Source organism: Novacetimonas hansenii (assembly GCF_014843995.1).
Classification (GTDB): Bacteria; Pseudomonadota; Alphaproteobacteria; order Acetobacterales; family Acetobacteraceae; genus Novacetimonas; species Novacetimonas hansenii.
This window is the reverse complement of the sequence record NZ_CP062149.1, coordinates 1-6,310: the sequence shown is the minus strand read 5'-3', so window position 1 is coordinate 6,310 and position 6,310 is coordinate 1. Positions and strand designations below refer to the sequence as shown.

Annotated in this window: 5 protein-coding genes; 2 read left to right on the top strand and 3 right to left on the bottom strand. The window is 52.4% G+C overall.

The window, feature by feature from the left end:
- The first annotated feature begins 1,484 nt into the window (after window positions 1-1,484).
- Both IFJ82_RS15615 and IFJ82_RS15610 read left to right on the top strand, forming a co-directional pair.
- Window positions 1,485-2,336, top strand: a complete 852-nt coding sequence (locus tag IFJ82_RS15615) for a hypothetical protein (RefSeq protein ID WP_225578873.1) — start codon at window positions 1,485-1,487, stop codon at window positions 2,334-2,336.
- 19 nt (window positions 2,337-2,355) lie between these two features.
- Window positions 2,356-2,787, top strand: coding sequence for a hypothetical protein (locus IFJ82_RS15610; protein WP_225578872.1), 432 nt, complete (start codon window positions 2,356-2,358; stop codon window positions 2,785-2,787).
- Between the two features lie 80 nt (window positions 2,788-2,867).
- Here the strand turns inward: IFJ82_RS15610 and IFJ82_RS15605 are convergent, their stop codons facing one another.
- From IFJ82_RS15605 to IFJ82_RS15595, 3 genes are all read right to left on the bottom strand, one after another.
- Window positions 2,868-3,239 (bottom strand): hypothetical protein, encoded by a 372-nt coding sequence (locus tag IFJ82_RS15605; RefSeq protein ID WP_192266647.1) that lies wholly within the window; start codon window positions 3,237-3,239, stop codon window positions 2,868-2,870.
- A gap of 94 nt (window positions 3,240-3,333) precedes the next feature.
- Window positions 3,334-4,113: a replication initiation protein gene (locus IFJ82_RS15600; RefSeq protein ID WP_225578874.1), complete on the bottom strand. Its 780-nt coding sequence runs from the start codon at window positions 4,111-4,113 to the stop codon at window positions 3,334-3,336.
- Between the two features lie 743 nt (window positions 4,114-4,856).
- Window positions 4,857-5,510 carry an NYN domain-containing protein gene (locus IFJ82_RS15595; protein WP_192266645.1) on the bottom strand — a complete coding sequence of 218 codons (654 nt, stop codon included), beginning with the start codon at window positions 5,508-5,510 and terminating at the stop codon, window positions 4,857-4,859.
- Window positions 5,511-6,310: the final 800 nt, after the last annotated feature.

The window sequence follows — 6,310 nt, the reverse complement described above, 5'->3', positions numbered from 1 at the left end:
CCCGAGCAGCCCTTAGACCTTCCCGCGTTATTCAGACGGATTTTAACGAGCAGTACGCGAGCATCTCACCATGATTGCTAGGCTCTTGGAGCCTTTCGACCGTGCCAGGACACAGCCGATTTGGGGGGACCGAACATCCAAAGCGTCTCCCTTACTCGCATCATGATTTCCAATTTTACCCACCGGAACACTGTAGGTCCCGGCACTCGCACTTTCTCTCCGCGCAGCGTCCTACTGAACGCCGTTACAGGCTTGAGCTATCCGACGATCCAGGCGGCTTGCGCCCCCTGGTACCGCCTCATCCAGGTTTCCCCTCTGAGGCCCATGACGGTTTCCCGCCATGCCGTCGCCCACCTGCGCGGCACACGTTCGACAATCCCTTGCCGCCCGTGGAACGGACTGGATACCGTTTCTCCCATCTGACAGGCTCACCCCTTGCCGAAACCGGCAGGGGTGGCCGTGTCCGCGTCGCCCATCTTCATCTTGAAATGTCAAAGAGCGGATTGGATCGAACGGGGGAGTTTCACCCCCGAGCGCCCGTTGCAACCGGACGAGCCCGATTAAAGGCATCCGGCTACAGCAACAGATCGGGCGGGGCTGGTTAGGCCGCACCCTGCTTGCCGATGGTTAGACGGCAGGCGTGCCCCGACTGGGGCGGCAATACGAAGTGACGTGCTGAGGTGGTGGTTTGTAGCCTGGCCCTTTCCTTTCATGGGGCCGAATTGGTGGGGTGCTGTTGGCGCAGCACCGGAAGGATGGCGAGGGTCGGTCCTGATGCTTGGCGGGCATCGAAGATCGACCACGAGGGACACGATTTCGACGACCAGAATCAGGAACCGGAACGCCGGTTCTTTCGGTGTGCCAGCGACCGGCACGCATTACGGCTTTCCATGTGAGGATCGGGTGTCGGCATCCAGCCGCCCCGCGTATGTCAATCAACGCGCATGCAGGACGTGGAGGCCCTGCCAAGGCAGGATGCCTCACCCAGATTCCGCCCATCAAGTAATTTTTTATAGGATGTTCAATTTATGAAGTATCCGAACGGCTAGCCGTTCGGATTCCGCTTATTTTATATGAAGTATACAACCCACCTCGCGAGAGGTGGGTTTCCTTATAAAATATCATTGTAAATCAATTAGTTGTTAAATTTTTGACCTTTTACGACCCTAAGTGACCCTAAACGACCATTTTCGAACGTTTTCGACCTTTTGCGAACGTATTTGAACGAAAATGAACGTTTCTGAACGCCTGTCGCGTCCTGGTTTGGCGCTCGCTTTGGGGTGTTCCGCGAATCAAGTATAGGCTCCTTAATGTATCATGATACATTAAGGTAATGCGTCAAAACCCTGTATCTGTATTTTGACACTACCTGATTTTTTTATTTATGTGTTACGGTTGGTGCGCGGATTTCTCAAACTTTAAGTGTATTTAAGCGTGTATTTTATTGCCGCTTAAATATGCCGGTTGAGCACAGAAAACGCGCCATGAACATGACTGAGGATATGCGCGGGAGTGCAAAAAATATGACCGTAAATATGTTCAAAGGTGCTTTGGCAGTCACGATTTTTGCGCTGTGCAGCATATCTGTTGATGCAAAAGCGCAGGTCATAGTGACCGATCCAAAGACCGAAGTTAGTACCGATCTGGGCTATCTTGAAGCTGCCAAGTCCTACCTGCAACAAGGTCAACAGTACTACATGCAGGGAGAGCAGTATTACGAACAGCTAGAGCAGGCAGCACAGGAAATACAGAACGCTAAAGGTCTGGCTAATATCGCTTCATTGGGGGGCGGATCACTGGATTCCGATATTTCCCGCCTTGAGAGCGTCACGGATGACCTGAGTGATCTTTATTCACTGAACGGGTTTAGTGGTAATTTCTCTCAGGAAGCGAGAGAAGTTCTTTCCAGCACCTACAATCTGCCGGGAAGCACCAGCGCCCAGGCGGGTGCGGCCAGCCTGATGGGCTTGGCCTCGGACAGCCCGACAGATGCCGGATATGACCGGGCGGCCCGTGATACCAACCAGTCCATGCGGGAGGCCGCCTCTCTGGCGTCAGTGAACGAGTATCGTCAGGCATCGGCCCAGGCGATGCAGAGGCAGGACGAGGCTTTGGCTGACCTTGGGGATGACGATGTGGGGGCGTCCACGCAGCTCATTGCGGCCGAGCAGTCCACCGCGCTGCATCAGAATGACGCCAGCTTGCAGTTACAGCAGACCTCGGCGGACATGGCTTTTCAGCAGCATATCCGGCAACTGGAAGTCGAGAACGACATTGCCGAAAAGAATCTCAAGCATCTGCAAAAGGTGCAGGCTTTCACGGCATCGAGTGACTGATATGAGGAAAATTCTATTGATGGCCGCAGTTGTGGCCGGGTTTGGTGTAAGCGAGATCCGCACGGCTCATGCGCAGATCATAGATCCCGAGTGGCAGGCGACACAGGCCGCCATAAAAGCCGATGAGCAGAAGCAATGCCGGCACATGACGCTGACACGTAAGTTTCAGTGTCAGGAGCAGTTACAGGAGACCTACAAAGCCAAGGGGCTTGTGCCTGGAACAATGCCCTATGTGCGTCGGCGGTTTGGTGGTGAGAGTGTCCAGGGGCTCGACCAGGAGATACGATCTATCAACCGGACGTACAGCCAGGCGCGCCGTTTGAACGGTTATGAGCATCCTTTGCCAGGCGAACTCACCGCAGACATGCAGCAAGGCAACGTCAGCTATCTGAGCAAGCTGATCGAGGAAAAGGGCGGGATGCCGCCACTTCTGCCATTCGGGAACCGATAGGGGCAGGAGAGAGGGCAGGGGATGCACCACACATCGACCCTGCCCGGACGATCGGGAGGCTCACCCCAATCGTCATTCCGTCAAGATGCTGCATCTCGATCGTCGGTGATAGCCACCGATTCAACTTTCCGGCTTCCCTGAACGTCTTTCAACCCATCCCGTATGACATTGTAAGCCTTGCTGGCGACAGACTTCGGGACAGGCGCACCAGCCTCAGCCAGCCGGGAAATCATACTGACAAGACGCTCCGCGTCAGACAAGTCTGCCACCGGTCTTACTGCGTTGTCAGACACATTTTCTCCCTGTTTTCTGCCACTTTTAACGTGTGATCGAATGGCTCTGTCCAACCATTCCCCTATCGTGACACCCTCTCGTTTGGCCGCAGCAAGAGCGGCGTTTCTGACTTCGGGATGAACGCCGCGGATTGACCACGGCTTCGGATCGTCTGTCATGTCTGACTCCACTGTATGACTTGTCTGGCATGAGTGGAGCATGGGTAGCGTCTGTCTGTCATGTCTGACGTTTTTGTCGGACTTGTCAGACTGATTATGGAAACAGGTCAGGTTGTGGGTTTTTCCTGAACTCAAAGCGAAGCCGGGAGACCTTCCGGCCTGCCTTGATGGGTGTCCACCGGATAATCCAGCCATCTTTCTCGACCAGTTCCTTGACTGCGGGCTCGATGATACGGCGCTTGATGTTGTTGAAGTTGGCTTTTTGCTTCTCTGTCGCGTCCATCGAGGCGCAGAAATCCTCAATGGTGTATTCGGCCTTCCCACTGTCACGGTAGTGCATGAGTAGTTCCAAAAGCCGCCACGAGTAGGCCGACCGGAGAGCGTTAGCCTGTTGCAGTTTGTAGGTGGTGAACTGCTTTTTTAGCCCCATAAGGGACGGGAGAAGGTCAGGCCACCATGACAGTTCGACCCAACCTTCATTCTCATGATACTTGCACCGCCCCACCCATCGCATGTCATTGCGTATGGGTTTGAGAGGTTTTCCGGCCCGTGTGTAGGCGGGCTCGAAAAAGGTGATTTTACGGTCGAACAGGTGTTTTGCTGCATCCTGTAGGGCTTCGTAGGCTGTCCTCGCATCAACGGAGAATGTTTCCGCGTATTCGGCTGCCGTGATCTTGGTTCGTGGCACAAGTGATGAGGGGGCTGGTGTCGGTGCGCGGCTATCCAATTTGGATACGGCCAACATGACAATACGCTTCTCCGCCAGAGTCAGGCCATGACCTGCTCTTACAAGAGCATTGCTCATTGTGACTTGAGGGTCATGCTTGGGAATGACGGCATAGGTTTTGCGGCTTACTGCCGTTTTTGCGTTCAAGTGCGTCACCTTCCGGGCTTATGCGCCTTACGAAAAAAGTGACGCATTAACAAATATACGTCAATTATTTTTTATGACGCATAAGCCCGGAAGGTGACGCAATAGGGTGTGGATAAGGGTTTTTTGGATTGTGGATGACACCCGGAAAATGACGCATTAACCCGGAAAATGACGCATTTAACCCGGAAAATGACGCATTAACTGCTTGTATCTATATGAAATAAAAGGGTTTTTTTCATATAAACAAGAAGAAACAAGAAAAGAAAGAGCATGGGTGTGAGCAACTGCTGTGGATGACACCCGGAAAATGACGGATTTCATGCCGCGACCTTTCCAGGTGTCGGCGCCTACGGCGGGCTACGCCGCTCCCGCTCCGCGCTCGCCCGACACTTGCACCGTCAGAGAAACCACGCAGATGAAAAATGCTCAGGAAGCAGAATGAAAGGCGACAGGTGTTTTCTGACCATGGGAGCCCCGTAGAGAGCGTCCAATTTTTGAAGACACCTCTTCCCTCTCTTTTGCCTTTAATGGCCTGTAGCGCGTTCTGTGTGGATTTTAGCGTAAGTGTGAGGCTCAGGGAGTTGGGGCTCACCTGAGCCTCGTTGTGCAACCTCGTAGGAGGTAGGTAATTATGCTGGAATAGGGAACGCCCTACAAGGCGCAGCATAAGAGAGGGAAAAGCATTAATTTGCTTCTCCCTCGGATAGATTATCTCGGTAAGCGGCTATAACTAAAAAGTTGGATCATCTTGAAAATTCAGACATGAAATTCGGAATATCAATATGTCCCCAGCATTTTTGAGAGAGAATACTTCCTCCAGGAGGGAATGCTCCATGGATTACCTTAATTCCCTTTGTCTGCAAAAACTCTGCCACCGGAACAAAATCCCGATCAGCCGTAACAAGAATAGCCGCATCATAAGCATTAGCCCAAGCTAGCTTAATCATGTCTGTAACTATTCTTGTATCAACGCCCTTTTCTTCCGTTCCTCTCATGTCGCTTCCACATTCAGGACATGTAGAAACAGGCTCATGGCAGGATGGGCATTTGGGAGGATTTCTTTTCTTCTGCCGGGGAACCACTTCCACATGAACACCAGCTTGTTTGTCTAGGAAATTGGTAAACCAATTCCTTAGACCCGCGTCCTTGGATTCATCAAATGACCCATATACATGCATAGCTTCATAGATCGCCGTTGATCCTGGTGAAATGCGATCACATGCTTTTTGTGCAAATAGTGGCCCGATCTTGGACCAATCAGCACGGAAGGCTGAATTTTGTGCCTTTAGCCCTAGAGTAAAGTTCCAAAAATCAACGAATATTCGAATTCTAATTCCTGCGGATGTGGTGGTATGTATTGTACCATCAACCACGGGCGGAACGCCTACATTAGTCATATCCACTCCATATACGAATACGGGGGCACACTTTCGTGTGCCCCCGGGGGTATAATGCTTGTTTCTCTAACTGCGAGACTAGCGCAGTAGTATCCACAAGGGGATATAATGGCAATTATCTATATAGGAGTAAATGCGTTATGTCAATATGAGATTTAGAACCCATTTTGGCACACGAACTGGCTGGAGAGGGAGAAGCAAGTTAATGCTTCTCCCTCGGGCCTGTTGACCGGTCAGCCATTCCCAACGGGACAGCCGAAGGACTACCTGCGCAACACGCAGGCCCCAGGAAAGGGGCGTCCTCTTTTACCGCAGGTTTTGCCGGTTACCCGACGTACAGAACTCGACATCCTCATAAGATTATCTCCTTATTGCTGCATGTGCATTGATTGCTGATTGTTGAAAAACTGCCAGTTTTAAGGGGAATGCGACCAACATTCCCTTTTCCCCCGGTCGATCGTGGTACCACCCACGAGGACCAGGAACATCGTCACCGGGTGCCGCCAAGCACCCTCTGTATTGCTTCTCTGTCGCATGGACCTTTCGAGACTTTGACAGGACGAGGAACCACCCTCGAAATCCCTGCCTCTCCCCAACGCTTCGGATAAACCGCGAAGGGGATTTTCACTCTACTAAGCCCGCTCCCGGTCATAGGCTGTCGCTCAGGAACCACCCCGAGCAGCCCTTAGACCTTCCCGCGTTATTCAGACGGATTTTAACGAGCAGTACGCGAGCATCTCACCATGATTGCTAGGCTCTTGGAGCCTTTCGACCGTGCCAGGACACAGCCGATTTGGGGG

Bases quoted from the DNA above. Each gene is read 5' to 3' on its own strand.
- IFJ82_RS15595 (WP_192266645.1), bottom strand. From the start codon at position 5,510: ATGACTAATGTAGGCGTTCCGCCCGTGGTTGATGGTACAATACATACC.
- IFJ82_RS15605 (WP_192266647.1), bottom strand. From the start codon at position 3,239: ATGACAGACGATCCGAAGCCGTGGTCAATCCGCGGCGTTCATCCCGAA.
- IFJ82_RS15610 (WP_225578872.1), top strand. From the start codon at position 2,356: ATGGCCGCAGTTGTGGCCGGGTTTGGTGTAAGCGAGATCCGCACGGCT.
- IFJ82_RS15615 (WP_225578873.1), top strand. From the start codon at position 1,485: ATGAACATGACTGAGGATATGCGCGGGAGTGCAAAAAATATGACCGTA.